Origin of the sequence: Microcoleus sp. ARI1-B5, assembly GCF_036705795.1 — a bacterium.
Taxonomy (GTDB): domain Bacteria; phylum Cyanobacteriota; class Cyanobacteriia; order Cyanobacteriales; family Microcoleaceae; genus Microcoleus.
This window is the reverse complement of sequence record NZ_JAUBVK010000002.1, coordinates 420589-445647: the sequence shown is the minus strand read 5'-3', so window position 1 is coordinate 445647 and position 25059 is coordinate 420589. Positions and strand designations below refer to the sequence as shown.

22 protein-coding genes are annotated in these 25059 nt (G+C 47.5%); 14 read left to right on the top strand and 8 right to left on the bottom strand.

Annotated features, from left to right (window positions below; genetic code table 11):
- The first annotated feature begins 7 nt into the window (after positions 1–7).
- Positions 8–1486, top strand: a complete 1479-nt coding sequence (locus QUB63_RS04705; protein ID WP_332943637.1) for a bifunctional orotidine-5'-phosphate decarboxylase/orotate phosphoribosyltransferase — start codon at positions 8–10, stop codon at positions 1484–1486.
- A gap of 298 nt (positions 1487–1784) precedes the next feature.
- Here QUB63_RS04705 and leuB read toward each other — a convergent pair whose 3' ends face one another.
- Positions 1785–2870, bottom strand: coding sequence for a 3-isopropylmalate dehydrogenase (gene leuB / locus QUB63_RS04700; protein ID WP_332943636.1), 1086 nt, complete (start codon positions 2868–2870; stop codon positions 1785–1787).
- A gap of 119 nt (positions 2871–2989) precedes the next feature.
- On the opposite strand from leuB, the gene QUB63_RS04695 reads away from it, so the two are divergent.
- The gene (locus QUB63_RS04695; RefSeq protein ID WP_332943635.1) at positions 2990–3790 is read left to right on the top strand and encodes a Uma2 family endonuclease; all 801 of its coding nucleotides are present in this window, start codon (positions 2990–2992) and stop codon (positions 3788–3790) included.
- A gap of 716 nt (positions 3791–4506) precedes the next feature.
- Positions 4507–5712 carry a DUF4336 domain-containing protein gene (locus QUB63_RS04690; RefSeq protein WP_332943634.1) on the top strand — a complete coding sequence of 402 codons (1206 nt, stop codon included), beginning with the start codon at positions 4507–4509 and terminating at the stop codon, positions 5710–5712.
- An 84-nt stretch (positions 5713–5796) separates the two neighbouring features.
- Here QUB63_RS04690 and QUB63_RS04685 read toward each other — a convergent pair whose 3' ends face one another.
- Positions 5797–7113, bottom strand: a complete 1317-nt coding sequence (locus QUB63_RS04685; protein ID WP_332943633.1) for a hypothetical protein — start codon at positions 7111–7113, stop codon at positions 5797–5799.
- Positions 7114–7120: 7 nt separating this feature from the next.
- Complete coding sequence (locus QUB63_RS04680; protein ID WP_332943632.1) at positions 7121–7789, bottom strand: response regulator transcription factor; 669 nt, start codon at positions 7787–7789, stop codon at positions 7121–7123.
- Here QUB63_RS04680 and QUB63_RS04675 point away from each other — a divergent pair.
- The 3 genes from QUB63_RS04675 to QUB63_RS04665 all read left to right on the top strand — a co-directional run bounded on the left by QUB63_RS04675 (position 7781) and on the right by QUB63_RS04665 (position 10907).
- Entirely contained in the window at positions 7781–8497 is a 717-nt protein-coding gene (locus tag QUB63_RS04675; protein WP_332943631.1) for a peptidoglycan-binding domain-containing protein, read from the top strand. The two genes, QUB63_RS04680 and QUB63_RS04675, sit on opposite strands and share 9 nt — an antisense overlap.
- A 98-nt stretch (positions 8498–8595) precedes the next feature.
- Complete coding sequence (locus QUB63_RS04670) at positions 8596–10335, top strand: sulfatase-like hydrolase/transferase (RefSeq protein WP_332943630.1); 1740 nt, start codon at positions 8596–8598, stop codon at positions 10333–10335.
- A gap of 287 nt (positions 10336–10622) precedes the next feature.
- A complete protein-coding gene (locus QUB63_RS04665; protein ID WP_332943629.1) occupies positions 10623–10907 on the top strand; it encodes a hypothetical protein in 285 nt (94 codons plus the stop codon).
- Between the two features lie 412 nt (positions 10908–11319).
- On the opposite strand, the gene QUB63_RS04660 is transcribed toward QUB63_RS04665, so the two are convergent.
- The gene (locus QUB63_RS04660) at positions 11320–11604 is read right to left on the bottom strand and encodes a transposase (RefSeq protein WP_332943746.1); all 285 of its coding nucleotides are present in this window, start codon (positions 11602–11604) and stop codon (positions 11320–11322) included.
- A gap of 36 nt (positions 11605–11640) precedes the next feature.
- Here QUB63_RS04660 and QUB63_RS04655 point away from each other — a divergent pair, with 36 nt between their 5' ends.
- Positions 11641–12567 carry an acetamidase/formamidase family protein gene (locus tag QUB63_RS04655; RefSeq protein ID WP_332943628.1) on the top strand — a complete coding sequence of 309 codons (927 nt, stop codon included), beginning with the start codon at positions 11641–11643 and terminating at the stop codon, positions 12565–12567.
- 146 nt (positions 12568–12713) lie between these two features.
- Positions 12714–13007 carry a hypothetical protein gene (locus QUB63_RS04650; RefSeq protein WP_332943627.1) on the top strand — a complete coding sequence of 98 codons (294 nt, stop codon included), beginning with the start codon at positions 12714–12716 and terminating at the stop codon, positions 13005–13007.
- A gap of 160 nt (positions 13008–13167) precedes the next feature.
- Here QUB63_RS04650 and galT read toward each other — a convergent pair whose 3' ends face one another.
- Complete coding sequence (gene galT / locus QUB63_RS04645) at positions 13168–14214, bottom strand: galactose-1-phosphate uridylyltransferase (RefSeq protein WP_332943626.1); 1047 nt, start codon at positions 14212–14214, stop codon at positions 13168–13170.
- Between the two features lie 248 nt (positions 14215–14462).
- The gene (locus QUB63_RS04640) at positions 14463–14801 is read right to left on the bottom strand and encodes a hypothetical protein (protein ID WP_332943625.1); all 339 of its coding nucleotides are present in this window, start codon (positions 14799–14801) and stop codon (positions 14463–14465) included.
- 468 nt (positions 14802–15269) lie between these two features.
- Between QUB63_RS04640 and QUB63_RS04635 the strand changes: the two genes are divergently transcribed.
- The 6 genes from QUB63_RS04635 to QUB63_RS04610 all read left to right on the top strand — a co-directional run bounded on the left by QUB63_RS04635 (position 15270) and on the right by QUB63_RS04610 (position 21122).
- On the top strand, positions 15270–16019 hold the full coding sequence (locus QUB63_RS04635; RefSeq protein WP_332943624.1) for a calcium-binding protein: 750 nt from the start codon (positions 15270–15272) through the stop codon (positions 16017–16019).
- 434 nt (positions 16020–16453) lie between these two features.
- A complete protein-coding gene (gene truB / locus QUB63_RS04630; protein ID WP_332943623.1) occupies positions 16454–17392 on the top strand; it encodes a tRNA pseudouridine(55) synthase TruB in 939 nt (312 codons plus the stop codon).
- Complete coding sequence (locus tag QUB63_RS04625; RefSeq protein ID WP_442921757.1) at positions 17368–18051, top strand: NADPH-dependent F420 reductase; 684 nt, start codon at positions 17368–17370, stop codon at positions 18049–18051. The genes truB and QUB63_RS04625 overlap by 25 nt, the downstream gene beginning before the upstream one ends.
- Positions 18052–18061: 10 nt before the next feature.
- Positions 18062–18292, top strand: a complete 231-nt coding sequence (yidD, locus tag QUB63_RS04620; protein ID WP_332943621.1) for a membrane protein insertion efficiency factor YidD — start codon at positions 18062–18064, stop codon at positions 18290–18292.
- A 320-nt stretch (positions 18293–18612) separates the two neighbouring features.
- Entirely contained in the window at positions 18613–19824 is a 1212-nt protein-coding gene (locus QUB63_RS04615; protein ID WP_332943620.1) for a response regulator, read from the top strand.
- Positions 19825–20123: 299 nt separating this feature from the next.
- The gene (locus tag QUB63_RS04610) at positions 20124–21122 is read left to right on the top strand and encodes a glycosyltransferase family 2 protein (protein ID WP_332943619.1); all 999 of its coding nucleotides are present in this window, start codon (positions 20124–20126) and stop codon (positions 21120–21122) included.
- 65 nt (positions 21123–21187) lie between these two features.
- Here the strand turns inward: QUB63_RS04610 and QUB63_RS04605 are convergent, their stop codons facing one another.
- Both QUB63_RS04605 and QUB63_RS04600 read right to left on the bottom strand, forming a co-directional pair.
- Complete coding sequence (locus tag QUB63_RS04605) at positions 21188–24028, bottom strand: two-partner secretion domain-containing protein (RefSeq protein ID WP_332943618.1); 2841 nt, start codon at positions 24026–24028, stop codon at positions 21188–21190.
- Positions 24029–24210: 182 nt separating this feature from the next.
- The gene (locus QUB63_RS04600) at positions 24211–25056 is read right to left on the bottom strand and encodes a class I SAM-dependent methyltransferase (protein ID WP_332943617.1); all 846 of its coding nucleotides are present in this window, start codon (positions 25054–25056) and stop codon (positions 24211–24213) included.
- Positions 25057–25059: the final 3 nt, after the last annotated feature.

The following is a 25059-nucleotide window of genomic DNA, read 5'->3' as shown; positions in this document are numbered from 1 at the left end:
ACGAACTATGAGCGATCGCACCAACTTTTTTGATAAACTGTTAGCGGCTGTTGAAATCAATCAAAGCCTGCTGTATTTAGCCCTCGACCCCGACCCAGAAACCTTGCCAGCACTGGTTTCGATGACTGTCGAGGAAACTCAAAGTTTTGTAACAGATTTGTTGTCAAGGCTCAAAAGTGCGATCGACCAAACATCGGATTTAATCTGCGCCGGCAAAATCACCCTCGGTTTTTACCAATCTCTCGGCATTTCCGGCTGCCAACTGCTGCAACAAATATTAACAATTATTCCCCCTCACATTCCCGTAATTTTAGATGCCAAACACAGCGATTTAAACACCAGCGCAGTCTTTGCCAAAACCGTATTTCAAGACTGGCAATTTGACGCTATTACCTTAAGTCCCTATGCCGGATTCGACGAAGTAGCGCCATTTTTATTATACGCCGGAAAAACAGTTTTTGTGCTCTGTGCAACTGCCAATCCGTCAGCGGCGGCTTTGCAAGAATACCCGACAGCAGAAAACCCTTTATACTTGCAATTAGTCCGAGTATCTCAAACTTGGGGAACTCCCGAAAAACTCGGTTTAGAAGTAGGAGTAATGCCGGATATGTTGGCGCGCATCCGCCAAGCTGCTCCCGAACGCCTGATTTTAGTCGAAGGAGACATCGGCGAAGAAAATGACTTGACCGAAGAAAACGACCTCGCGCAACTGCTGGCGGCCGGTTTAAGCAAGAATGGTGAGGGTTTATTGCTGCCTGTGCCCCCGAGTTTGTTGGCGGCGAAAGAGCCGCGCCGAGAAATCGAGAAATTGCGGGATAATATTAACGAACAGAGGCTGCGGGCGATCGAAGGTAGTCCCACTTGCGAATTGTGGCTACCGGATGTTTGCTTTTTGCAACCCGAACCCAACCGCGATTTAATCTTGCAACTTTATGACATCGGCTGCGTAGTTTTTGGCGACCACGTACAAGCATCGGGCGCCGTATTTCCATATTACATTGATTTGCGAAAAATCATCTCAATTCCGCAAATTTTCCATCAAATTGTCAGCGCCTATGCAGACATTCTCAAGGATTTAAAATTCGATCGCATTGCGGGAATTCCCTACGGTTCTTTGCCCACAGCAACCGGTTTAGCATTGCGGATGGAACGCCCGATGATTTTCCCGCGCAAGGAAGTGAAAACTTACGGCGCGGGTAAGTTAATTGAGGGGCATTTTCAGCCTGGAGAAACGATTGTCGTAGTAGATGATATTTTGATTAGCGGTAAAAGCGTGATGGAAGGTGCGGGAAAGTTAAAATCTGCTGGGTTGAATGTAGAAGATATTGTGGTTTTGATCGACCACGAACAGGGAGTTAAAGATAAATTGCAGGCTAACGGTTATCGCGCACATTCTGTGCTAGCACTTTCGGAAATAGCTGAGATTTTGTATCGAGCAAACCGCATAGATACCGAGCAATTTAATATGTTGACAGCCGAAGGTTAAGTCCAAATTGTTGTAGGGGCGGGTTCGCCGACATCTATGAAACCCATAAAAAAATCTCATAAACCCGCCCTCTTCGCCCTTGTTTACATGAACATTTCACCTATAAATGAATCGTACATTTGAATTAATGGTTGGGTGGGGGCGGGTTTATGAGATGATGGATTTTTGGCGGGATTGTTGGCTCACGGGCCCCTACAAATCGGTACATTTGAATTAATGATTGGGTGGGGGCGGGTTTAGGAAATTATCTGTTTTCGGCGTTGATTGTTGGCTCACGAGTCCCTACCACGCAATTCGATTAACCTTGCAAAACTTCAATTAAAGCATCGCCCATCGCCCGACAGCCGACGAGTTTCATGCCTTCCGACATGATATCACCAGTGCGATAACCTCGATCCAAAACTGCCACAACTGCTTGCTCAATTTTATTAGCAGCTTCCGGCTGATTTAATGCGTAGCGCAACATCATTGCCGCGCTTAAAACTTGGGCGATGGGATTAGCTTTATCTTGTCCGGCGATATCCGGCGCGGAACCGTGTACTGGTTCAAAAACACCAGGCCCGCTGGCACCCAAACTCGCAGAAGGCAGCATTCCAATACTACCAGTTAGCATCGCCGCCGCATCCGAAAGAATGTCGCCGAATAAATTGCCAGTGACAATTGTATCGAACTGTTTCGGCCAGCGAATTAACTGCATGGCGGCGTTGTCAACATAAAGGTGAGAAAGTTCCACATCGGGGTATTCTGAAGAAAGGGCAATAATACGATCGCGCCACAGTTGCGAAACATCCAAAACATTCGCCTTATCAACGGAACACAGCTTTTTTCCGCGCTTCCGGGCCGTCTCAAAAGCCACGCGCCCGATGCGGTCAATTTCCGAATCGGTGTAAGCCATCGTATTCACACCGCGTTTTTCCCCGGTTTCCGTCTCAAAAATGCCTTTCGGTTTGCCGAAATAAATGCCGCCAGTGAGTTCGCGGATCACCATAATATCCACGCCTTCGACAACTTCGCGCTTCAAACTAGAAGCATCAACTAATTGCGGTAAAATAGTCGCAGGACGCAAATTTGCAAACAATCCCAATCCGGCGCGCAGTCCTAACAATCCAGTTTCCGGGCGCTGTTCGCGGGGCAAATTGTCCCACTTGTAACCGCCGATGGCTGCTAACAATACTGCATGGCTGTTGCGGCATTTTTCCAGTGTTTCTTCTGGCAGCGGATTGCCTGTTGCGTCAATAGCAGCGCCGCCCATTAAAGCTTCTTGAAATTCAAAGCCGATGTCCAATTGTTGACCGACAAGTTTCAGGACATCTACCGCTACAGCGATAATTTCAGGGCCGATGCCGTCTCCTGGTAAAAGAGTGATGCGGTAGTTTTGAGTCATATCGATTTAGGAGTTTTGATTGTAGATTTGTGATTGAGAGTTAATGGGAATTCTTTGGCAATCCAAGACATTCTCACAAGGCTATAATCATATCAGGATAAGCAACCTCAGAATTCATTATGACATTCCCGACTTACCCGCCTGCTCAAACTGAACCGCCTCTAGACCCCCGGCAGAGTTTGCCAACAATGTATGATTTACCTAGCGAAGACCCAAAGGAGCCCGGTTTGCCAGATACATTTCATTTAGATCAGCCGCAACTCTTGGAATTCACGTTTTTGCCACCTGGATGGGATGCGGAGCAAGTATTTACAGCCAGTGACCTAAATTTGTATTACGATGCAACACAGCCGCGCTGGCATAAACGCCCAGATTGGTTTGCTGCGGTGGGTGTGCCCAGGCTTTATCAAGGGCGCGATATGCGTTTGAGTTATGTAGTTTGGCAAGAACGGGTAAATCCGTTTGTGGTGGTGGAATTGCTATCGCCGGGAACTGAGGATGAAGATTTGGGGCGGACTGTTCAGCAAGCTGGGGAACCGCCGACTAAGTGGCAAGTTTACGAACAAATTTTGCGGATTCCTTACTATTTTGTGTTCAGTCGCTACACGGATGAATTGCGAGCTTTTCATCTTGTAGGAGGCCACTATGAACAGGCAGAATTAATTGATGGGCGGTTATTTATTCCTGAGTTGCAGTTGAGTTTAGGTTTGTGGCAAGGTACTTATAAGAGTATGAATCGTTTGTGGCTGCGGTGGTTTACTGCGGAAGGAGGGTTGATTTTGAGTCCGGATGAAAGAGCAACGGTGGCGGAACGGCAACTGATAGAATATCAACAGCAACTGATAGAATCTCAACAGCGAGAGGAAAGGCTAGCGGCGCGGTTGCGGGAACTAGGTATCGATCCTGAACAGTTGGTGTGAAATACCCAAACTAAACGGAGTACCGTTATAGTTCGGGCTTCGTGTCTCATCTGCCATTGCTCTGTTGGGAATACCCGTTACCGAGTATTCGTCACTGAAGACGATCCGAGTCTTACACAGCATCTCTGGCTTTGCAGCCTTTATCCCTTCGTAGGGAACCCACGCAGAAGCCCTGTTTCCCAAGGCAAAATTTTTCTTCGTGCAACAAACATGGCTTATTTTTTACAGCAGGGCGTTACCTTACCAACCAGCGGTCTGTTCTTTCCCCCTTTCTCTCGCAGTTATCCTTGGTAAGCATATTACTGCTACTGTGACCTATTGTTTGCAGTCGAGTGGGTGGGTCGCAACCACTTATATCTTACACGTTTCTGTTAGAAAATCCGGGAATTGTCGATCTTTTTCACAGACCTTGCTCGGCTTATATCCCCGCGCTAAACGGAGTACCGTTATAGCGTGGGACTTACGCCGATTGAGTTAATAGTTCTCGCACCCAGGCCTGGTGAAACCCGGTTTCTTCCTTCTATTTCTCGTGACTCGTCCCAAAACTCGTAGAAACCGGGTTTCTAGCCCCCATGCGTAATTCTTGCTTGAGTATTCCAAAAGCCCGATAGCCCATAACCCCTTTTCAACTCCTCGAATCCGCGCAACACGAGTGAAATAAGATAAAAATAGTTCGATCGCACGCACGTACAAAAAATCGGCAAGGAGTCGCACCAGTGACAGACGGCGAAAGCACACCAACATCAGCACAGACTGACAATCGGGACTATTCATGGGCATTTTGGCCGGTTGTCCCAATCTATCCCTACAGCAGGCGGCGCACCATCCGCAAAGAAATAGTCAAAGACACAATCTGGACTTTTGACCAACTGCAAGGCATTTTCTACGTAATTGTGCCGGTGCGGATGACAGTAATCAAACTAGAACCCGAAGGCCTTCTCGTCTACGCCCCCGTCGCCCCGACTCCCGAGTGCATCCGCTTAGTAAACGAGTTAGTCGCAGAACACGGCGAGGTTAAGTATATCCTGCTGACAACGGTTTCGGGCATCGAACACAAAGTGTTTGTCGGCCCGTTTGCGAGGTGTTTTCCCGAAGCGCAGGTGTTTGTCGCCCCCAAGCAGTGGAGTTTTCCGCTAAATTTGCCTCTGAGTTGGCTGGGTTTGCCGGCTAAACGCACCTCTGTACTGCCCTCTGACAGCAGCAACACGCCTCTTGCAGGTGAATTTGACTGGGCAATCCTGGGCCCGCTCGACCTCGGTTTAGGCTTTTTTGCGGAAGTTGCGTTATTTCACAGGCGATCGCGCACGCTAATGCTAACAGATTCCGTCGTTTCCATTCCCGAAAACCCGCCCGCGATCGTCCAACTCGACTCGTACCCGCTGCTGTTTCACGCCAAAGACAGCGCCTCGGATGTGGTGGCAGACACCCACGAAAATCGGCGCAAAGGATGGCAGAGAATCGCCTTATTTGCCATGTATTTTCGCCCTAGCGTGCTGGACGTGCGGCCGTGGTCGGGGGTGTTAGCTAGCGCCCTCAAAGCGCCAGAACGATCGAGAAAAGCTTATTTTGGATTGTATCCGTTCCAGTGGCAAACAGATTGGGAGCGATCGTTCGAGGCTTTGCGCGGAGGAGGGCGGTTGTTGGTGGCGCCGGTTTTGCAGACTCTGATTCTCAACCGCGCGCCGAGGGAGACTCTCAATTGGGTGGATAAAGTCGCGAGTTGGGACTTTGAGAGGATTGTACCTTGTCACTTCGATCGCGCGATCGACTCTCGGCCCCGCGAATTTCGCCAAGCATTCTCGTTTCTGGAAAAACACTCGCCTGTTAATTCTTTACCCGAAGACGATTTTAAATTGCTCAGGCAGATTGATGCGGGTTTGAATAAAACCGGTTTGGTTCCGCCTGCGAAAGAGAAGGTTTAATCTTACATCTTGCACTATTGTTAAGAACAGGACAGTCTGCCCTAACTTGGGCCAGAAGTAAAACCCAATCCAATTCAACAATAGCTATGGCTTCACTAACCAAGAAAGTTCGCAAATCACCCCTCCCTTGGGCAAAGATTCTCGTCGAAACTGTCCCCCCAATCGTTGAGCCAAAATGTGAGAGTGCTTTGTTCCCTGTTGTCCTTGTTCGGGTTTAAGTCCAGCGCCATTGTCTTGCACCTTGAGAACATATTGCCCCTGGTGATGTTCTCCCGTCACGACAATTCGAGTTGTTCCAAGAGCGTGTTTCCCCACGTTACATAAAGCTTCCTCTAACCACAAACACAAATCCCGCTTTATCTCCAGGGTGAGGTTAGTTTGCTCGATGGGGGCGAAATTCCGCACTTTGACTTGAATGGTCTGGAAATAGGGCAAATTGCGCTTCAAAGTAATGGCATAAACTTCATACAATAAATTATGCAGGGGGCGGTTGAGATCGATACAAGTGCCTTCCCCCAGACGGAGAGTTTGTTCGGAATTAGGGGGTTCTAGGCTGGTTAAAACGGCTGCTGAGTGTTGCTCTGAATCCGCTTCATCGGTGAGACTGCGCCCCACTGCCCGGATCTCTGCATTCAGGTCATGCAAGCGTTGGAACAATTGTTGAGATGGCATCTGTTCTTGCTGCATATCCCGCAGGAGGAGAGCTAAGGTTTGCAAAGGGCCATTGTGGATTTGCGTGAAGGCTTGTTCCATTGCCTGCTGACGAATCGCCTGTCGCTCGACAATTTGAGCATAGTACTGGAGACGCTCGGTATATAAGCCCTCGACGATATCTTGGACGCGGTTATAAAACAGAATGAGGAGAATTTGTATCCCCATTGTTGGGCCGAGGGAGATGAATAAATCCAATCCTCGCGAAGTGCGAAGTTCTGGCGGGTGCAGCAGCAAATAGGTGAGAATTGGGGCAGCGATCGCCATCCAAGCAATGAGAGTTGCAATAACCAATTGCTGGCGGCGACGCAGGGCGATCAGCATCACCAGTGTCAACACGAACAACGCTGGTGTTACGGGGGGCAGACTACCTACGAGGGTGGTGTCCGATGAGACGATCGCTTGTAGGGTATATAACCAACTGGGAACCACTACAAACAGTACCCCTGCTAATAAAGCCAGATTTATCACTTGTTGCAAGCTCTCTGGTTTTTTGTAGAGACGAATCAGTAAAATCAGGCAGGCGATCGCCAACAACGGAGGTGTAATCAGATAAATAAAATAAGGATGTGGTTGCAGTCGGTGCAGAAATGTAGCAATAGTTGCGCCAATCGTCGCCAAACTCAACATGGCCAGCACGACTCGGCGCTTTAAAATTAAAATATTATATGGCTCATTAATCGTAGACATTGCCCGTTCAGTCAATTAATCCAATTTTACGGGCACGAATTTGGGTTTGTGCCCGCATATTTTTACCCTCTTCCGGGTAGATTGAGAGTGCATCCTGAATCTTAGACCAATAGTGGCGAATCATCCGTTCGGACTTGTGCATAGTTTGGGCGATCGCTTTATCCTGAAGCCCCTCCTCAAAAGCGAGCCGCATTACCTCCAACCATTCGGGTTTCACTTCCAAGTCGGTTTGCAGGTCTTTGGTATGGGTTAAACCTTGCATAGCCCACTCCATCCGGGTCAGGAAGGTATCTATTGGCAGGCTTTTGTCTGCGATCGTAAATCCGCCCTGATGATTGTCAATTTCAGGCATGATGCGAACTAATGCCTTGACATTACTGCTTTGCACCATCAGGTTTAGCTGGGGATAATCCTGCATCAAGACCTTGAGCAACCCCAATCCCTGCTCAACATTGGCAGCCGTTCCTGATATCTCTGGAAGGGACAAATCCACGATCGCCAAGTCAGGCAAATGCTTTCTCACTTCGGTTAGAGCGTCCTGGACGGTTTGGCAAGAGCGGATTTGTGCCCTAGGAAAGCGATCGCCAACCAGACTAATCGTTCCATTGAGAAGCAGGCGATGGTCATCAACAATCAGAATCTCTACTTGCTGTTCTTGGGTGGAGTTATGGGACATTACCTATACCTGGACGCAACAATTCGATCTTACGCCCGCGAGAGACGCTTACAGCCGCTAGCAATTAATCCTGGAAAGGCGAGGCCCTATCAGCTCATTACCGAAAAGTGCAATGCTGATGACCGAAAATACCAACTCAACTTGTCTGAAACTACCAATGCTTTTGCCTGCCTAGTTTTTCGATACTGGAATCATCAAAGAAAACACACATCGATTTCAGGAAATAAAACGATGAAAGCTTACACCACCTTAAGCAAAGGTAGCAACAATAGTGACGTTAAATACCTGCAAGAACAACTCAATCTTTTCTACCACAGCTCTATTAGTGTTGATGGCTACTTCGGCGATATTACTGAAGAATACGTCAAGAAATTTCAAGCCGATTGCTGCCTAAAAGTTGATGGCATAGTTGGGTCACCAACTTGGAGTTACCTCGACGCCATTGTCCCTTATTCCCAGAAGCAGCACTCCACCTTGAGCCAAAGCTCTAGCAACAATCCTTCGGAAGTGAAATATCTACAGGCGCGGCTCAATCAAGCCAAAAGACAAGGGAAATCAGGGACAACGACGATTGCTATAGATGGCAACTTTGGCAATACAACCGCGACGCGAGTGAAACAATTTCAATCCGATTTCCATTTAAGTGCTGATGGCATTGTTGGCAATAAGACCTGGACAGTTCTAGAAGACGCGCTCTTAAAAAGCTAACACGGCTGACAAAGCAATTACTAATGCCTAGGCAGGGTAAAGTCTGATTAGACTTCACCGGACAAAATTCTTATGTTTCGTAAAATTAAATCAAGAACATGAAAAGACGAACATTTCTATCAGCAACTGGTATGACAGGAGCTGCGCTACTTGGGTCTCAGCTTCTGAATAAATCCGACACTCCGGCAATTGCACAAACATCGGGATATAAAAAGCCCAATATCCTTGTGATTGTCGTAGACCAACTACGCACTCCCCAATGGTTTCCAGCACAAGCCACTCTCGACAAATATCTACCCGCGATCGCAAAATTGCGGAAGAGTTCAGTCAACTTCACAAGATACTATACAGCAGCAACAGCCTGTACTGCGGCTCGCGGCACATTGGTGACAGGTTTATACTCCCACCAAACGTTTGTGATGGATACACATTTGAATGATGGTGAGGGTGGTAGGAATAGTGTACTCATTAAAGCGCCAGCGCCAAGCCTTAACGCTGGCTTCCCTACCTGGGGAAAACTGTTGCGAGAGAACTTTGGTTACAGTACCTGGTGGTTTGGTAAATGGCATTTATCCACCGGAGATTCCCTAGAACCCTACGGATTTAGTGGCGGAACTTATCCTTCCCCCAATGGTAATCCCGGAGAAGGTTTAGAAGTAGACCCTTATATTGTCAAAGGCGGTACGCCTCCTCAAGGAATTAAATCCACCGAACAGTTTACCGAGTGGCTCAATTCCAACGAAGCCAGAAATACTCCTTGGTGTACGACCATCAGCTTAATCAACCCCCATGACATTTCTTGGTACCCCCAAGGAACGAAGGAAATACCCGCAGAAAGCAACCCGCCAAGTGTCTTCAAAGATAGAATTCCCAACTTTGAAAACCCCATCGGGTTAGCGAAAAAGCCCCGCTTGCAAGAAGCATTCCGCCGAGCAGCAAACTTAGGGGTTGGCTACTTACCGCCAAAATTCGGAGAACCCTGGCTGAAACTGTTGGATTCATACCTACTATTCCAACAATTTGTGGACGCTGAAATCGGGAAAGCACTTGATATGTTAGAAAAATCCCCATTTGCCCAAAATACGATCGTCGTATTTACCTCAGACCACGGCGAGTATGGAGGTTCTCACGGGTTGCGCGGTAAAAGTGGTGGTGTTTATGAAGAATCAATTAACGTTCCTCTTTACATCAAAGACCCAACTAAACAGTGGGTTTCCACCCCAGGAACAGAACGGACACAACTTTGCTCTAGCGTAGATATTGTTCCCTTGTTACTTACCCTCGCTAGTGGAGATAATAGATGGCGTACCCAACGGGCATTCTCGCATTTAAAGACACGCTTGGATATTGCCCAAATCCTGCGCCAACCAAATGCGTCAGGTCGCCCTTACATTCTTCATACGACAGATGAACTGATCTTAGATTTGTTGGGCGCTTTGCTACTCGCCGGCGATGCTCCAAATCATGTGATTGGATATCGCACAGACAAAGCGAAACTAGGAGCTTATAACTTCTGGCGTTCTGGCACCATCGATATTCAAACAAAAGGTATGGAAGCAGAACTTTACAACTACAGTACCGCTAGAGGAAAGCAGGAATTAGACAACGTCAGGAACTCTGAACTTAGATTGTACTCTCAACTGGTGAGCCATCTCTTTAACGACGCTATTCCTAATGAGTTGCGTAAACCTCTACCTACACCCGAACTGCAAGCCGTGCAACAACAAGCCTTAAAAGACTATTTGTCCTTTGCCAACCAGACAACCCAGACAAAAAGCAGCCTGGATAAAACAGATGAACATCTCCTGGCGTTAAATGCTGCAATTGCTAATTTGTAGCTTCGCGCCACATAGATCGAAAAATTTTGGGGAACCTGAAATCGGCGGTGCGGTATAAAAACCCCATGCCTGATTCCGAAGCCACTGTTAAACCCCATCAATTTTGGCTTTAAGCACTGATGGAATTGTTAGGAATAATACCTAGTCAGTTTTAGAAGAAGCACTCCGGAAAAGTTAATAAGGCTGACTTAGCAATTCCTAATTTAAGCCAGGTGAAGTCTGGTTAGACTTCACCTTTTTTTTGATGAAGCAGGGAAGGAGGAAGACTAATGGATCAGATAACTCTTGTGTCCAGCCTAATTATGTTTGGTACAGCCGGATTAATTGCGTGCGTTGTCTATCATGGACTTTGTTGGTGGCGACGAATGCGTTGTTTGGAACAACAACTGCTAACACAGCAACAGTTAATCGAGCTGCTTGAGGCAGAAATTCACAATGGTGCCTTACAAAGGCTGGCGTTCTTGATCAGAGAGCTTCAGATTCATGAGTTGTCCCAACAAGAGTTACTCCAACATTTACGCTCTGTTTATCAAGATGTTCAGGCGGCTCTTTCTCCTGACAAATCCCACTAATTTAAGATGGCTTTAACAGCCATTCTCTGTTGAATTGCGTAGATTGGCTCATAGACATTCGCTCCACTTTCTTAACCGGTCACGACTGGAGCTTCTCAACCCACAGCCAACCTGATAGCCATCAAGGGTTTGGGCGATTAACCTGCAAAGGCAAGACCCTATCAAGCTGATTACCGAAAAGTGGAATGCTGATGACCGAAAATACCAACTCAACTTGTCTGAAACTACCAATGATTGTTGTGGCCTAAGTTTTCTATACTGGAATCATCAATACATAAGTCATCTGCCACTACTGATTAATTGGGATGCGTAAAAAATGGCTAATGATAACAAGGGAACTCAAAACTTGCCTCAGCCCAATTTTCCACAAAAACAGCACTTGTGGAGATAGCAGATACAGCACTTCCGGATGTTATGAGGTAGAGTAGCAGCAATTAGTAAACCAGTTTTTGAGATGGTTGGGATTCATTAAGTCAAGAGCCACAGCAATTATGGTGTCAACCATTTTAGTAGTGGTGGGTAAAAACTGTCGCAACAAAGATTGAAGCTGAGACCACCATAATTCAATCGGATTAAAATCAGGATAGTAGGGGGACAAACATAAGATGGAAGCAGCCACCACGACAATCATAGGCTTAATAGAAGCTAGTTTATGAGCGGGTAAATTATCCATAACTACTACTGCTCCCGACCACAATCGTGGGGCCCAACATTTCAAGGGTAAATACTTCAAATGCTTGGTCCCGCCATCGAGTTATCTATTGTCATTAATGCCACTACTCGAAGAGAGACTAATTGCACCAATTACTGTGACTTTTTCCCCGCCCCGCCGGAATTTCTCACCCCCGAATTTTTAGATATTTGTCAGAATTTACCTGACAACCGCAAAGTCGGCCCGGGCCCGCACTTGCTAACAGGCCCGATTTATGTTAACAATGCCGAACCAGGAAACGTTTTAGAAGTACGCATCGAGGAAGTTTACCCGAGTTTACCAGTAGGATTCAATGCAATTCGCGCCGGATGGGGAGCTTTACCCGAGTATTTCCCCGAACCAAAATTGCGGTTTATTCCCCTAGATTTAGAGCAAAAAATTGCGGAATTTCCAGCAGGTAGCGGCGTGAAAATTCCCCTGCATCCATTCTTCGGAATTATCGGCGTCGCCGCTCCCGAAATTAACCGTTCTTCTATTCCTCCTGGCCGCTACGGCGGCAATATGGACAACCCCGAACTGCAACCGGGAACGCGGTTATTTTTACCTGTTTTTATGCGCGGCGGTTTACTGTCAATTGGCGACGGACATTCCGCACAGGGAGACGGCGAAGTTGACGGTACTGCGATTGAAACTTCGATGAACTGGACTGTTCAAATTATCTTGCGCCCGGACTTGTTTCTAATATTTGCGTTTGCTGAAACGCCTACTCATATTGTGATTGTGGGATTCGGTAGAACATTGGATGAGGCTGTTGAATTTACAGTAAAACAGACGGTTTATTGGCTGCAAACTTTTGCGGGTTTCAAAGAAGAAGATGCTTATGTTTTGTGCTCCATCGCCGTAAATTTTAGGATTGCGCAGGCTGTCAACAATCCCCACAAAGGAGTTCACGGAATGGTGCCCAAGTCTATTTGGCCGGAGGTAAAAATTATCGATCGCCGACTGTGACGTGGTATAATACCACTGGACTGACAAAACAAGCTCGATCGCGATCGCACAAATTACACAAATTTGTCACTGCGGTGCGCCGCTCGCGATCGCACAATCATTCAAAATTAAGCTTAAAATTGGGATAAGTTGCAAATTATATCTAAATGGACTCCATGAAAAACCAGACTGATGATTCTGCAAAACAAGATTTAGTCGATCGGGCTTTTGGGAGTGCAGCAATACCAGATCCGACAGCCTGGGTGGACGAACATTATTTTCTGGCTAATTTCGCCGAGACTCTCGCCCGCCTTCAAGAACATTTATCTGATGACAGTTGCGAAATCGGCGAGAGTGGGGACTCTGGCGAGGCGAGATTGTCGCTCGATGCTAAAATTAGAGATATGTTGAAAGCTAATTTTAGCGAGGACTGCTGGCAGTATGTCGAAAATTTATTGTGAGTTTGGTCTAATCCATAAGTATTTGTACGTTCATTATTTTAGATCGTAAATTAAGCTGCGGCGCATTTAAATTGTATATTTCAACAGATGATTGAACATCATCAAATCCTCTCCCGTCTTCCCCTCGGACATCGTTCAACCAATTGTAATTTATGATACATTAGGTGAGGCGGAAATTACGGTCGCTAGGAATTTCGGTCGATCGCAAAAACTCGGCACTTTCCTCTGGCAAAGCAGTATTGATAAACATCCCGCTACCCAACTCAAACCCAGCCTGCTTCGTCACTCTGGGAATAATTGCGATATACCAGTGAAAATATTTGGTCGCCTGTTCCGCTGTCGGTACCGATCGAATACTATAGTTATAATCTGGATCGTTCAATCCGTAATAAAGCTTAGCCAGTACAGTTTGCAAAGTATCAGCAAGATCCGTAATTTCCGCATCAGTAATATCATCAAACGAAGACGAATGCCGGCGCCCAAAAATCCAGATATGAAACGGTGAAAGCGCAGCATAAGGAATAAAAGCCACAAAATATTCGCTCTCAAAAATCACTCTTTCACCCGACGCTAACTCATCTTCCAAAGTGCGGCAAAACAGACATTCTCCCGTGTCGTCAAAATAGCGAACTGCTGCATCGATGCGGCTGCGAAATTGGCTGGGTACAACCGGCGTCGCTGCTATCTGCGAGTGAGGGTGTTCGAGAGAAGTTCCGGCACTTTCCCCGTGATTTTTGAAGATAACAATTGTTTCAACGTGGGGATATTTTCTAATTTCTAAATAGCGGTGGCGGTATACTAAAAGTATGTCCGTTACTTCTTCTACGCTCAACAAAGCAGTCGTCAAATCGTGTCGCGGGTGTTCGACAATTACTTCGTGAAAGCCGATTCCCGACATCATGCGGTGAATTCCCGATGAGATCCGGAGCGGTTCTGCTGTCGGGGAGAGGGCGGGATATTTGTTGCCAATTGCCCTGACTTTCCATCCCGTGCGCGCGGGGAAGCTATCTTGTAGGGAATCGCACAAACGAAAAGTTTCTAAAGTTCCATCTTCCTCATTTCCCACACAAAACGGGCAATCGGCGCGGTGAGGCGGCACTGCTACCATCAACTTTTTCTTGTTGGCGAATTGATCCGGTCTTTTCGCCCGTTCGGTAGCGATGATTACCCAATCTCTGGTAATTAGATTTTGTCTAAGTTCAGACATTTTCTTACCTTCAGTTTCTGGGTTTAGTTCCAATTTTAGATAAATCTTTGCGATCTGTCATTGCCCAATTGCAAATTTTTAACAAATCTTGATATCGAAGATCTGTCGCCGACAATATTGTAGGATATGAAATTGCCTCTTACTACAATATTGTAGGGACTTAGGCTCAGCCAATTGGTGTCAACTTAACGCTAAAGTTCTTTGTATCTCTCGTTTGTTGCCTACTCTCGATCCCCCTCGCATACCCCCTACTCCCCCTCGCCCTTGGGGGAGTTTGAATGCTTCTTGTCCCCCCCTAGGGAGCGGGGAGTAGGGGGCTCTTCCTTCGGGGAGCTGAACCCAGTCACAAAACAAGATTCTGTGACTGCGTTTGACGTGTTTGTTGACAGCAACGGGCACGGCGCCGTGTCGCTACCGAATAATTTAAAAAGTTCATCAATCACAATTTCCACCAGACGAATCGCACAACGCTGCCGATATTCAGAGTCATTCAACAAGCGGTCAGCATCGCTAATAGCAATCACGGGGAATGATGTAGAAGTAATTTCCTCGCGCATCACTTTTTCCCGAGATTTCTCGCCTTTCATACTCCGATTCGCTGCCAACAAAATCATCGGGTTTGATTGAGAAAACTGCCAGACTACCGATCGTCACTATTGATTGGCAAGCCCATTTCGTCAAAGATGATAAAGGGAATGAATACCCAATCTAGCCAGCCACTACTCAAAATGATAGCTGAGAAAAGAACGCCGTGTCCTTTGAAATTACGCTCGACCCAAAAATTCATGCCTGAGACTCAAACTTGGGGTTGGCGGCTGGAAGTTTTGCTGTAATAAGCTCTTCCAAATCTAACTAAAATAAAATGACAGTAAGATAAAATATGCAGCTAGGACTGTGCCAGCGAACGGGAATTTAATTTATCCTCAAAAAAGCAACGCTGCTAACAGATTTTTGACCGATTCCCCGCCTGAAGACACAGAGTGTTCCTGGTACTTTCGATAACTTCCGATTTTAAGCTAAGTTAGAATGGCAAATTTCTACCACTCTTCAAAATCATGCCATCAGCAGTACCAGCTAGGATCACCATCACCACCCCAACCCCAACCCCCGGCAGCGGGGGTACCAGTCCCGGAGGGGCAGCTAACGGCCGGAGGGGCACCAGCGGCCCCGACTCCCTCAGCGGTACTGCAGGCGCTGACTTGATATTCGGTTTGGGTGGGGCAGACAGCATTTTCGGCTTAGGGGGAAACGATTCCCTCTACGGCGAGGACGGCGACGACTCGGTAAGCGGCGGCGAGGGCAATGATTTGCTGTTCGGCGGTGCAGCCCGCGACAGCGTTTTTGGCAGCGCGGGCGACGATACTTTATACGGCGGCAAAGGTGCTGACTCGGTAAGCGGCGATGAGGGCAATGATTTGCTGTTTGGCAACCAAGACAGCGATACTTTGTTGGGTGGCGCGGGGAATGACACGCTGTTTGGGGGGGCCGGCGATGACTGTTTATCGGGCGGCATCGGCGATGATTGTTTGTCGGGCGATCGCGGTAGAGATACTTTAACTGGCGGCGCCGGGAATGATACTTTTGCGATCGGGCGTTTGACAGAGGCGGATGTGATTACAGATTTTACCGATGCGAGCGATCGAATTCGCTTGAGTGCCGGCCTCACCTTTGCCGATCTCACTATTTCCGCTGGGCCAGGAACTTCGCCGAGTACAATTATTCAGCTTACAAGCACCAAGGAAACTCTGGCTACTTTATTGGGAGTTCCCCGCACTTCTATCAGTCAGGCGGACTTTATTCTTTAATTGGGAATGGGGAAAAAGGGAATGGGGAAAAAGGGCATGGGGACTTTTGAGTTTTAAGTTGTGAATGTTGAACTTTTCAACTCTAGCATGGCTTTCGCGTTGCGAGTAACAAAGCAATCTCAAAACTTTTCATCTTCCTTCTACCTTCTTCCATCTATCCGTTAAATTTCCTACACTGCGACGCAAGCCCAACTTCGATCGGACTTCTATCCGTTTGCATCCGTTAAAAAATCCGTGGCCGAACTTCCTTCTTCCTTCTATCCATTAAACCCGTTAGTTCCTTCTTCCTTCTTCCTGATGACTGATGACCAATGACTGATGACTAATGACCAATGACTAATGACCAATGGCTAATGACCTGTTTGACCCATGACCTGTTTGACCAATGACTAATGACCAATGACTAATGACTTCTTCCTTCTTCCTTCTGACTAATGACTATTGACGGTTTTCTCAATCTCAACAAACCTGCGGGCATGACATCTCACGACTGCGTGGGGCGAGTGCGCCGAATATTGAAACTCAAGCGAGTCGGACACGGAGGAACCCTCGATCCTGCTGTGACTGGCGTTTTGCCGATCGCCCTCGGCAGAGCCACCAGACTGCTGCAATTCCTCCAACACAACAAAGCTTACCGAGGTACGATTCGGTTTGGCTTAACTACCGCTACCGACGATTTAGAAGGAGAAATTCTGCATTCTCAACCGGTGCCGGAGTTGACTTTAGAAAAAGTGCAAGCCGCACTGCCGAATTTTATCGGAAAAATCGCTCAATTTCCGCCGAGTTTTAGTGCGGTTCAAGTCGGAGGTAAACGACTTTACGAGTTAGCTAGAAAAGGCGAAACTGTGGAAGTTGCTGCTAGGAATGTCGAGGTTTTTCGGCTGGAAATCTTGAATTGGCGGCCGGGGGATTTTCCGGAATTGGATTTGTCGATCGCCTGCGGGGCCGGTACTTACATTCGGGCGATCGCGCGGGACTTGGGCGCCGTGTTGAATGCAGGCGGTACTTTGGCTAATTTGACCCGTACCGAAAGCAGCGGTTTCTCGATCGACCAAAGTCTCAGTTTTGCAGAATTAGAACTGCAATTGCAGGAGAATACATTCAGCCCGATTTTGCCATCAGCGGTTTTGGGACACTTAGGCGCGATCGTCCTTTCGCCGGAATATACCAAACGCTGGTTTCAAGGACAGCGCCTCCCGATTCCCGAAACGCCGGTAGAAGGGGAGGAAAGTAGCAAACATCCCCCCGACAACTTAAAACCCGAACCTCCCTATCCCTTGCAAGTTTACGACCCTGATGGTAACTTTTTAGGTATCGGTCAAGTAGCTTCCTCAGAAACAAGTACCATATTGTCTCCTCAAATTGTGTTTTAGCTATCCAAGAGGTAAAAATGAAAATAGGTATAATTGGCGCGGGAAATGTTGGCGGAACTCTCGGACGCATTTTAACAGCAAAAGGTCACTCCATTGTATTTGGCGTCAGAGATCCGCAGAGTGCAAAAGTGCAGTCTGCTGTAGAAGCTACAGGAGGAAATGCACGAGCGGCTAGCGTGGAGGAAGCTGCAAGTCACGGTCAAGTTTTGATCTTAGCTACGCCTTGGAATGGCACGCAAGAGGCGATCGCCGCTGCGGGAGATTTGACTGGCAAAATTATTATTGACGCTACAAACCCGATCGAGATGACACCCGCTGGACTTGCTGCTGGACTGACAATCGGACACACTACCTCCGCAGCCGAAGAAATTGCCAAATTGGCGATCGGAGCGCAAGTTGTGAAAGCGTTTAATAACATTGGCGCGAGCTGTTTTGAAAATTTGCAGTTCGGTTCGCAAACAGCTACTGCTTTTATTTGCGGAGACAATGCAGATGCGAAGAAAATTGTCACCAATCTTGCGGAAGATATCGGATTTGAAGTTGTAGATGCAGGGGCACTCAAACAAGCTAGATTGTTGGAACCTTTGGGGATGCTGTGGATTAACCTAGCTTTCAGCGGTATGGGACAAGATTTTGCGATTAATTTAATCAAACGCTGAGGTCAAGATTGTGAAAGTATTGCTGATCGGATTAATTCGAGGCTACAAAATGGGGATTTCTCCTTATTTGCCTAACGCCTGTAGATTTCAGCCAACTTGTTCGCAATACGCGATCGAAGCTATAGAAAGATTTGGGGCGGCCCGGGGTGGCTCAATGGCAGTTAAGCGGATTTTGCGCTGTCATCCTTTTCATCCTGGGGGTTACGATCCAGTACCTCCCAAAGATAGCGAGGGGAATTAGTTATTAGTGAGAAGCAGGATTTTAGTTATTAGTTAATCGTGCAAATAGGCGCTGCATCCTCATGGCTAAAACTCCTGAGGGGAATCATACCATTTTAGATTTTAGATTTTAGATTTGAGATTTGGGAATGCCTGATGAATTAAGGGTTTCGAGCTGGCATACAGTTGCATTATTTTGGGGAACTGGTATCACTACCTGAGGGGGTAAAACTCGCAGCATTAAGTGTTTTTTTTGAGCAAAATTCAGTAATATTACTGTTTTTTCCACAACTCAGCAGCTATATAATAGGAAAAACGGGAGTACAGGGGATGCGAGTTGATATGTCTGCTACCGCAATCGGGTACAAAATGTTGTCTCATACTCTGGCAGTGCTGGGCCAGAAACAAGCAACGGGGAAACTGCTGTTAGAGCAAGGCGAACAACAGTGGCAACTTTACTTTTTTCAGGGTAGTTTGGTTTATGCGACAGGAGGAGCGCACAGAGCGAGGCGCTGGTACAGGGCGATCGGGCAACACTGTCGCAACTTTCAAGTGGATCTCAGAGACCTCAATGCTGGGGAACTCTGGGAATATCAACTGCTTCAGCAAGGGCTGGCTGCCAGCGAAATGAGTTTGGAACAAGCTAAGGCGATCGTCCACAGCAGCATTTCCGAAGTGTTCTTTGCTCTGATCGGTCAATCGGGTTTGCGCCGGGAGTGGCGTCCGTCGGAAAAATATTTTTCTAAAATTATCTCTTCTTTGCTGCTGTCTGTAACAGAAGTAGATCAAATTCTGTGTTCTACAGAACAAATTTGGCACAAGTGGAAAGGAATGGGTTTGTGGCTGGTAGAGCCCGAACAAGCACCGCTTTTAAAAGGGTCGGCCGAGTTGCATAAAAATCGATTTAGTTCTAATTCTTTGATAGCTTTGGCTAACGTATTTAACGGCGAGAATACTCTTTGGGATATTGCACTTAAGAAAAAGCAGTGCGTGACAGTGGCAACTCGCGCTCTAGTTAATTACATGAAGCAGGGTTTAGTAAATTTCCGAACAGTACCAGATTTGCCGTCGCCTATAGAACAGTGGCGCCTTGCTGCGGCGATGGCTGGGTCAGTTCGCCCTTTGATTGCTTGTATCGATGACAGTCCGACAGTATGCGAATTTTTGGAGCAAATTTTATTGCCGGCGGGGTATCGAGTCCTAAAAATTCAAGACCCGATGCAGGGAGTGGGCATCATCTCCAAACAGAAGCCTGCTTTAATTTTTATGGACGTGGTGATGCCGAAGACAAGCGGCTTTGCTTTGTGCAATTTTTTGCGGAAAACACCGAGTTTTCGGGAAACTCCGATCGTGTTTTTGACCGGTCAAGACAGTATAATTGACCGCGCACGAGCGAAACTTACAGGTGCTTCCGATTTTTTGACCAAGCCGCCCAATCCCGAACAGGTTTTGCAAGTAGCTGAGAAATATTTGAATGTAAAAGGATCTCGCCCTTTAGCAATTCGCCGCCACGATTTACTGAATTCGCGGCAACTTACCTTGGCAAATTCTTGACCAAAATTATGCTCAAAAAGCATTGCTTATCGGGTGCGTCTGTCGATTTTCGATTTTCGATTTTCTATTTTAGATTTACTTGCACCATTGGATCTGGGTTCTCGAAATTTAATCTAAAATTTTGGGATAGACCCTGACGCTCGCGTCGGGGCTTGTACCCGTTGTTTGGCAGGGTCAGAGGATGGCGCACCCTACAAATATTGTATCGATAATCATCAGTCACTCCCAATCCTTCAATTTTTAAATCTCAAATCTCAAATCTAAAATGGTATAATCCATCGGACTAAATTTTATTAATTATGAGCGATCGAACCCCGCAGGTAAGCGTGGTGATTCCGGCTTACAACTGCGCTGCTTACGTCGGCCAAGCCGTAGATAGCGTGCTGCACCAAACCTATACAGACTGGGAAATTATTGTCGTAGACGACGGTTCCCAAGACGACACCAGATTAATTTTAGAGCAATATGGCGATCGCATTCGCTACATTTACCAAAAAAATCAAGGAGTTTCCATTGCCAGAAATCGGGGTATCGAGCTAGCGCGAGGAGAATTCATCGCCTTTCTCGATGCTGACGACTACTTCTTCCCCGACAAAATAGCAGCACAAATCGCTGTATTTGCAGCGCAACCAAATCTAGGAATAGTCCACAGCGGCTGGCGTCAAGTCAACAGTATAGGAGAACCGATAAAAGATGTCAAGCCCTGGGAAAACGTCCCTAAATTAGACTTAGAAATGTGGCTGCGGTGGAAACCAGTATTGCCGAGCGCAATGGTATTTCGCCGCCATTGGTTAGAGCGCGCCGGCGGATTTGACCCTAGATTTCCTCCGGCGGAAGATACAGATTTAGTGCTGCGTTTAGCGTTAATGGGATGCGAAACAGAGTGGCTGCGGCAAATAACAGTTTGCTACCGCCAGCACGAACAAAGCGCCATGTACAAAGGTTTACCGCAGGCTAAATCCCTCGCCGCCGTCACGGAAACTTTTTTTGCTCGCCCCGAATTGCCGGATAAAATACGTTTGTTGGAAAAACAAATCAAGTACAGTACATTTGTTTGGATTGCTTGGTATTTGCACCGCACCGGTCATGCTGTTGAGATGGCAGAGTTTTTGCAGCGTTCTTGGAATTATACGCCTTATTTGCCCGTGGAAACAGTAATTAATTGGGCAGAATGTTTCGCCGAATTTTCGCAGGATGCGGGAAATGAATTGGATGCAGATTTATTAACTCAATCTCCCGAGTGGCAGCAGTTAATGCAGTGGACAATTCTCAGCAGCCACAATAAAACTGGTTTGTAGTGAGGACTTTAGTCATTCTTAGAGGACTAAAGTCCGATGCTGCGAACCTTTTTGATTAATTGATATTAATTGCAAATAGGTGGCGTTCCCCCAGGGCTGTAAGGCACAACAGCCGCCGAATTTGTTATCAATTCAATCTCGCCCTGAGCGTTAATTATCCAGCCTTGAGCCTCAACCAGTGGCTTGGGGACATCAAAATTATCGTTGCTGCTGCTGCTGACTCGTTCCCTGGGACTCGGGGGCAAACCGCCGCGCCCGGTGATGACAAACCGACTTGCTCTTTGGCCGCTAGTTTGACAGCCTCGCGCGGGTGGCGGGGGAACTCGGGTGGTTTCTGGCTGATTTAATCCTTTTACGGGGTCAGTATCGGGAGTTCTGAGTTCGACGTTGCCGTCAATTCCTAATTCTGAACTGGCGTCGATGTCGCTGTCAGTCGAGCGAAAAATACCTTGGGCAGTAATGATAATATTTCCGCCTTGGCCTCGGACTGCGTTGGCGCGGATGTCGCTATTTTCCTTAGCAATTAAGAACTTTGTGTTAATATCAATATTGCCACCGGTGGCAGTGCCGAAGGCGTTAGTAGTAATTTGACTGTTGTGGCGCAGTTGCAAATCTGGAGCTTGCAAGGTGATGTTGCCGAAATTGCCGGATTGTGTTGTGGCTGTAATTGCTCCGCTATCTAAACGAATTGAGTCGGCGGCAATTCTTAAATTTCCCGCTGCCCCTCGGCCGTCGGCACTGACAGTAACTTTGGCGCCATCTCGGACAGTTAATTGCCTGGTTTGAACAGTTAAAGTGCCGCCCGCACCTGTAGAAGTTTCTGATGTATTGGCATAGATTCCGCTAGCAGCACCGGAGTTGCTAACCAAATTTTGACCGAATCGAGCGAGTCGATCGCCACTCGTGCGATCGCTCCCAGAAAGCCTTATACTTTCAGAAACGTTCAACTGAATATTTCCCGCACGGCCGCCACTGCTACCCGTAGTCAGCACTTGTCCGCCGTCAACCGCTTCCAAAGTGCGGGCATTAATCGCGATATTTCCGCCGCTGCTGGCATTGAAAGTTCGGGAATTGACCACAGCGCCGTCTGCCAGCCGCAACATATTAGCATTAACTGTAATTTCTCCAGCGTTGCCGATCGCACTTGGTTCAGTCGGCGTAAATATGCCGCTAGACTGTCCGCCAGCATCAACTCCCGCCAGATTGACTGAATTGGCATTAACTTGAATACTGCCGCCGTTTCCGACACCGAAAGTATTGGCAATTACAACAGCACCGTTTGTCACGGACAGCGAGTTAGCAGTGACGCGAATATTTCCGCCTTCTCCGACTGCTGTTTCTTTGACGCTGCTGAACAAACCGCTGGATTGTCCAATTCCCAAAAACGGCGACAGCGGGCCGGTACCATCTAAGGCAATACCGTCGCGGACTGTCACCGCGATATTGCCAGCATTGCCCCGGGCGCCGGTGCTGGCAGTAATTACAGCGCCGCCAGTCACAAACAGCGACCCCGCCACCAGATTAATGCTACCTCCCTGACCTGCCGCGTTGTCAGAGTTCTCCACTCTGTTATAGATACCGGTGGAGAAAACCTCGCCATCGAGACTCGTCCCGTCAACAATCGCTGCATCGCGGACGTTAACATTGACGCTGCCGACATTCCCCCGTCCGTAGGTGCTCGCTTGCAGGGCAGCCCCATTAGTTAGGGAAAGCGAACCTGCTGTGAGATTAACGTTGCCTCCTTGCCCTACCCCTAACCTTTCAACCCGACTGTAAGCACCGCTGGAAATGCCGTCGCCGACTCCATCAAAGGACGCTGCACCGCTGAGGTTAATATTGACGCTGCCGGCATCTCCGCGCCCGTAAGTCCCGGCGTATATTTGAGCGCCGTTGGTTACAGACAGCGAGTTGGCTGTGAGGTTGACATCGCCACCGGTGCCTGTAGCGTTTGACAGCACTGCATTAGAAATAAATGTGCCTTCACCGTCGATCGCGATCGACCCCGCCGCGTTAACATAAATATCTCCACCTCTAGCGCCCGCCGTACCCAACCCTTCATTGATGCCCGCCCGCACTTTGCTGCCTTCTGAAACGTTGAAGTTTTGAGCGTTGACAACAACATTCCCGCCACCTGCTGCGCGCACGTTGATGCCCGCCGCCTTTGTCAGAGATACATCGGCTGTCTCGATGCTGGCAGGAAAAGCTAAACTCACATTGTTACCGGAGAAGTTGAGCGGCACAGTTCCAGAGCCACCAACGGCTGCGAGTTCGACTCGACCGCCGGGAGCGAGTAAAACTCCGCCTTCCAATCTCACATTGCCGCCAGCAAGTATCAAACTGTTGCCCGATCGCACTTGCAATCCGTCGGTCGATCGATTTACGATACTTCCAGAAGGCTGTCCGTATTGCAGGCCCAGCGGCACGCTAACGACGAGCAAAGGCGTATTTTGTCCGGGAAGAATGGCAGAGAAATCCGCCCCACCGCCAAACTCCACAGCATTCGCCGTAGTCGCCAAAAACGAACCGCCAATATTTAAGGAAGCATTCGGGCCAAAAATAATCCCGTGAGGATTGAGCAAAAATAGATTTGCAGTCCCGTTAGCTTTCAGCGCGCCGTCAATATTGGAAATCGAGCCGCCGGTAACGCGGGTAAAAATATTTTGAATATTGGCGGAATTGTTGAAAACAGCCGTGTTTCCCGTCAAAACCGAAAATTCTCGGAAACTGTGAAATAGGTTGCTTCCGGCTGTGGTTCCGCCCTCGATGGAGGTGGTTTTGTCGCCGACTGTCACGGTGGAATTGACGGGCAGCGTGGCATCGGGGACGATTTGGGCTATGCTGGGGGCGATCGGGCTAAAGCTACAAAATATTATACTGAGCCATAATTTGCCAGTTATGGGTTTCATTAATTAACTATTTTTTTATTTAGGTTATACCATTTTGCGTGTTAATTGTATATAGCAATCTTGGCAGGATTGGGATTTTTTTTAAACGAACCGCGTTGGCGTAGCCTGCGCGTAGCGCTTAGGCGCAAAGGACACGTTCGGCGAAGCCGTTCCCGAAGGGTAGGAAGAGAAAAGAAGGAGCGCTAGATTTTTTGGGCAATGTGAAATGCTGAAAGATAGGAAGCTTTGATGTTATTTCCGCAGTTTTTTTCGAGCGCTTCCCGCAAACTTGCTAACAAATAATTTCTCTTTTCGTCATCTAGCGCTATGTAGACTGAGTAAGTCTTCAAAAGAGCCAGATAATCTTCTATGCTGTAGGTAATCTGACTCACTAACTGTTCGTAAATTAAATCGTCGTACAGCCCTGAGTCAATGACATTTTGTCCGATTTCTTTGATACTTTCTGCTTGATTGGCTCTTTCTTTGGCATGATATTCTGCTAGAGACGGAGCTTGATTTTGATAAACTTGATGCAAAACTCGGTAAATTTCATCCTGCGGCAAAACTCCGGCATTCCACAGCAAAATCAAAGAACCTTTATCTTTTAATGCAGCGGCAGTTTTTTGATAGCGAATCTCCGGTGACACCCAATGAAAAGAAGTTGCGGCGAGTACAGCATTGAATTTATCAGCTTCTAATTCCCACTCTTCCAAAGTTTGATTTTTTATCTCTACAGATGGATAAGTTGCACAGTTTTGTCGCGCTAGCTGACAAGCTGGCTGGCTGGGTTCGAGACAAAGCATTGCAAAGCCGAATTCCGCAAAGGGAACAGTGGCAATTCCGGGGCCGCATCCGATTTCAAGAATGTTGGCGTTTGAGGGAAGTTCGGCTAATTCGACGACGCGATTAATTAGTTCTTGAGGATAGCGCGGTCTTGTTTTTTTGTAGGCATCTGCGATTTCGCTGTACCATTCTTTTCGCTGTTCGTAAGTGTAGCTGGCGATGTATTCGCTATACCACTCTTGGTTTTTTTCTGATGCTTTTACCATTGT

Coding starts and splice junctions, on each gene's coding strand:
- QUB63_RS04705 (WP_332943637.1), top strand. CDS start 8: ATGAGCGATCGCACCAACTTTTTTGATAAACTGTTAGCGGCTGTTGAA.
- leuB (WP_332943636.1), bottom strand. CDS start 2,870: ATGACTCAAAACTACCGCATCACTCTTTTACCAGGAGACGGCATCGGC.
- QUB63_RS04695 (WP_332943635.1), top strand. CDS start 2,990: ATGACATTCCCGACTTACCCGCCTGCTCAAACTGAACCGCCTCTAGAC.
- QUB63_RS04685 (WP_332943633.1), bottom strand. CDS start 7,113: ATGTCTACGATTAATGAGCCATATAATATTTTAATTTTAAAGCGCCGA.
- QUB63_RS04675 (WP_332943631.1), top strand. CDS start 7,781: ATGGGACATTACCTATACCTGGACGCAACAATTCGATCTTACGCCCGC.
- QUB63_RS04680 (WP_332943632.1), bottom strand. CDS start 7,789: ATGTCCCATAACTCCACCCAAGAACAGCAAGTAGAGATTCTGATTGTT.
- QUB63_RS04670 (WP_332943630.1), top strand. CDS start 8,596: ATGAAAAGACGAACATTTCTATCAGCAACTGGTATGACAGGAGCTGCG.
- QUB63_RS04655 (WP_332943628.1), top strand. CDS start 11,641: ATGCTTGGTCCCGCCATCGAGTTATCTATTGTCATTAATGCCACTACT.
- QUB63_RS04650 (WP_332943627.1), top strand. CDS start 12,714: ATGGACTCCATGAAAAACCAGACTGATGATTCTGCAAAACAAGATTTA.
- galT (WP_332943626.1), bottom strand. CDS start 14,214: ATGTCTGAACTTAGACAAAATCTAATTACCAGAGATTGGGTAATCATC.
- QUB63_RS04640 (WP_332943625.1), bottom strand. CDS start 14,801: ATGAAAGGCGAGAAATCTCGGGAAAAAGTGATGCGCGAGGAAATTACT.
- QUB63_RS04635 (WP_332943624.1), top strand. CDS start 15,270: ATGCCATCAGCAGTACCAGCTAGGATCACCATCACCACCCCAACCCCA.
- truB (WP_332943623.1), top strand. CDS start 16,454: ATGACTATTGACGGTTTTCTCAATCTCAACAAACCTGCGGGCATGACA.
- QUB63_RS04615 (WP_332943620.1), top strand. CDS start 18,613: ATGTCTGCTACCGCAATCGGGTACAAAATGTTGTCTCATACTCTGGCA.
- QUB63_RS04610 (WP_332943619.1), top strand. CDS start 20,124: ATGAGCGATCGAACCCCGCAGGTAAGCGTGGTGATTCCGGCTTACAAC.
- QUB63_RS04605 (WP_332943618.1), bottom strand. CDS start 24,028: ATGAAACCCATAACTGGCAAATTATGGCTCAGTATAATATTTTGTAGC.
- QUB63_RS04600 (WP_332943617.1), bottom strand. CDS start 25,056: ATGGTAAAAGCATCAGAAAAAAACCAAGAGTGGTATAGCGAATACATC.